We start from the raw sequence: 2,385 nt of genomic DNA, 5'->3' as shown, positions 1-2,385 counted from the left end.
TTAGCTTAAACAAAAAGAAGCCTCTCACTCACTGCGTTCGCGCAGCGTCTCGTAGAGAAGCAGGAGTGATGAGATGAATTTTTGGGCGATGACGAATTGACTCACAACCAATTCAATCCGCAGGATTGATAGGGCAGGGAGTCGATGAGGAATCGCCAATTTCAGGTTTTTCTTGCGCTTGAATGTACTGCTTCAAAGTTGAGATGGTCACTCCTCCACAACTAGCAATAAAATATGAACCATTCCAAAAAACATCTTTGGTGTAGAAGCGACTTAAATGGTCTGAAAACTCTTGTCTGAGCCTACGGGAAGTTGTGGATTTAATGTTGCCCACCAATGTACTTAATTGTAAGTCGGGGTGGTACTGAAACAGCAGATGTACGTGGTCTGATTCACCACTAAACTCTACAAGCTTGCATTCCCATTTAACCAACAAATCTTCAAGGATAATGTGCAATCGCTGTAACATCTCGCCTGTAATAGCCTGGCGACGATATTTTGTTGTCAAGACGAGATGAGCTTTAAGGTCACTGATAGACCTTCCCTTTGAGACAAAATCATTTTTCACAAACTTTATATTGATTGCGTCATATTCAGTGTATATTAAAATAATAGCGTTGCCTAGCTAATAAGATGCGTAAAGAGCTTAAAACCCTTAATGAGAAAAGAATGAGGTTCAGAGCTACCGTTGAACGGTTCGGCAAAAAGACCAACTATCACGGATATCCAGAACCAACAATACTGCTTAAAGATGTGTGTCTCGTAGATACTGATAAGCAAGTCACAGACCATATCTGGTTCACTGTTGGCAAAACAATTCAATCCCTAGACTTAAAACCTGGAGACACTGTAGAGTTTGATGCCCGTGTTGGTGACTATGTTAAAGGATATGTAAATCATCGTGAATATATTGATGAGCGCACTGTAGACTAAAAACTTAACCGTCCCACTCGTTTTATGAAGGTAGTTGTAGCTTAATTATGTTGCTTAATTACCAGTATCGAGCTTACCCAAACACCAATCAAAAACTAGAACTCAATTATTGGTTGCGAGTCTGCCGATACTGGTACAACAAGCAACTAGGAGATAGGTTTGATTGGTGGGAAAATAACCGCAATAGTATTAATGCTTGTCCGTTAATCTGCTCAATATCTCAACTGAGAGACAATCCCAGTTATTACTCTCAGAAAAAGCAATTACCAATTACCAAAGAAGATTTAATAAAAGTTGTTCATTCTGGAGAGCTACTAGATTTTTCTCGTGTACCCTCCCAAACATTACAAGATGTTTGCAAACGGGTAGACTTGGCTTTTGGACGTTTTATCAAGGGTGATGGTAGCGGGAATCGTAGCGGTAAGCCACGATTTAAGAACGCTGCTCGTTACCGCACTATGAAGATAGAAGGGCAAGCTATAACAATAGAGCGTGTAGAAAAGGACTGGTTGTTTGTATCTTTCTCTAAACTCAAAGGTTGGGTAAAGGTACGACTACATCGACCATTACCTGAAGGATTTACGCTCAAAAATGCACTGCTTACCTTAAAATCTGATGGGTGGTATTTAACAATTTGTCTAGAAGATCCGAACGTACCACAATTCACAACTGATGAAATAGTACCAACATGGGAAAACACAATTGGGCTGGATGCGGTATTACATGAAGATGATTATCTAGCTACTAGCGAAAACACCAAGCTTCCTGCGCTAAAATCATTCAGGAAATCTGAACAACGCCTCGCTAAAGTTTCACGTCGTAAGTCTGTTAAAAAGAAAGGTAGTAGAGCAAGACGTAAGCTGGCAAAACGTGAAGCTAGGGAACATCAGCGTATAGCTAGGGCAAGGAAAGACCACGCTTTTAAAACTGCTCATAGCCTTGTCAGAACTGGTAAAAAAGTTTTTGTCCACGAAGACTTAAATCTAAAAGCTTTATCAAAAAGGAACAAAACAAAACAAGACCAAGATGGTAACTATCTCCCTAATGGGCAATCGGCTAAGTCAGGATTGAATAAATCTTGGAATGATGCTGCATTTGGACAATTTTTCAAGGTTCTAGAATACATAGCTGGAAAAGCTGGAGCTAGGACAATAGCGGCAAGACCTGCGTATACATCTCAACTACTCGCATATCGTGATGAATTTGTATTCACTGATTGCAGTATCCGCGAGTATTGGGATGAAAAAGAATTGCTGATTGTTGATCGAGACATCAATGCCTCAATCAACTTAAAGCGTGTTGGGCTGGGACTGTTCCCAACAATAAAACGCCGTAGGGGGAATCCGGTAGTAACTGAATCTACTACTAATAGTACCTCGAAGGAAGTTCTGGAAACATTAAAAATGTGCCAGAAGCCTACATCGACCCGCTAGGGCGATGTAGGTAGTTCAC

3 protein-coding genes are annotated in these 2,385 nt (G+C 40.6%); 2 read left to right on the top strand and 1 reads right to left on the bottom strand.

Going from position 1 to position 2,385, the window contains the following annotated elements; all coding sequences use genetic code 11:
* Window positions 1–112: 112 nt before the first annotated feature.
* On the bottom strand, window positions 113–568 hold the full coding sequence (gene tnpA, locus A3775_RS09915) for an IS200/IS605 family transposase (protein ID WP_066376256.1): 456 nt from the start codon (window positions 566–568) through the stop codon (window positions 113–115).
* Between the two features lie 101 nt (window positions 569–669).
* Here tnpA and A3775_RS09910 point away from each other — a divergent pair, with 101 nt between their 5' ends.
* Together A3775_RS09910 and A3775_RS09905 are read left to right on the top strand one after the other, a co-directional pair.
* On the top strand, window positions 670–933 hold the full coding sequence (locus A3775_RS09910; RefSeq protein WP_156481592.1) for a hypothetical protein: 264 nt from the start codon (window positions 670–672) through the stop codon (window positions 931–933).
* A gap of 47 nt (window positions 934–980) precedes the next feature.
* Window positions 981–2,366: an RNA-guided endonuclease TnpB family protein gene (locus A3775_RS09905; protein ID WP_066424798.1), complete on the top strand. Its 1,386-nt coding sequence runs from the start codon at window positions 981–983 to the stop codon at window positions 2,364–2,366.
* Window positions 2,367–2,385: the final 19 nt, after the last annotated feature.

The sequence above is a fragment of the Anabaena sp. 4-3 genome (assembly GCF_001597745.1).
In the GTDB taxonomy this organism is placed as follows: Bacteria; Cyanobacteriota; Cyanobacteriia; order Cyanobacteriales; family Nostocaceae; genus Trichormus.
Note: the sequence above shows the minus strand (reverse complement) of the source record. Positions and strands in the feature narration are given on the sequence as shown.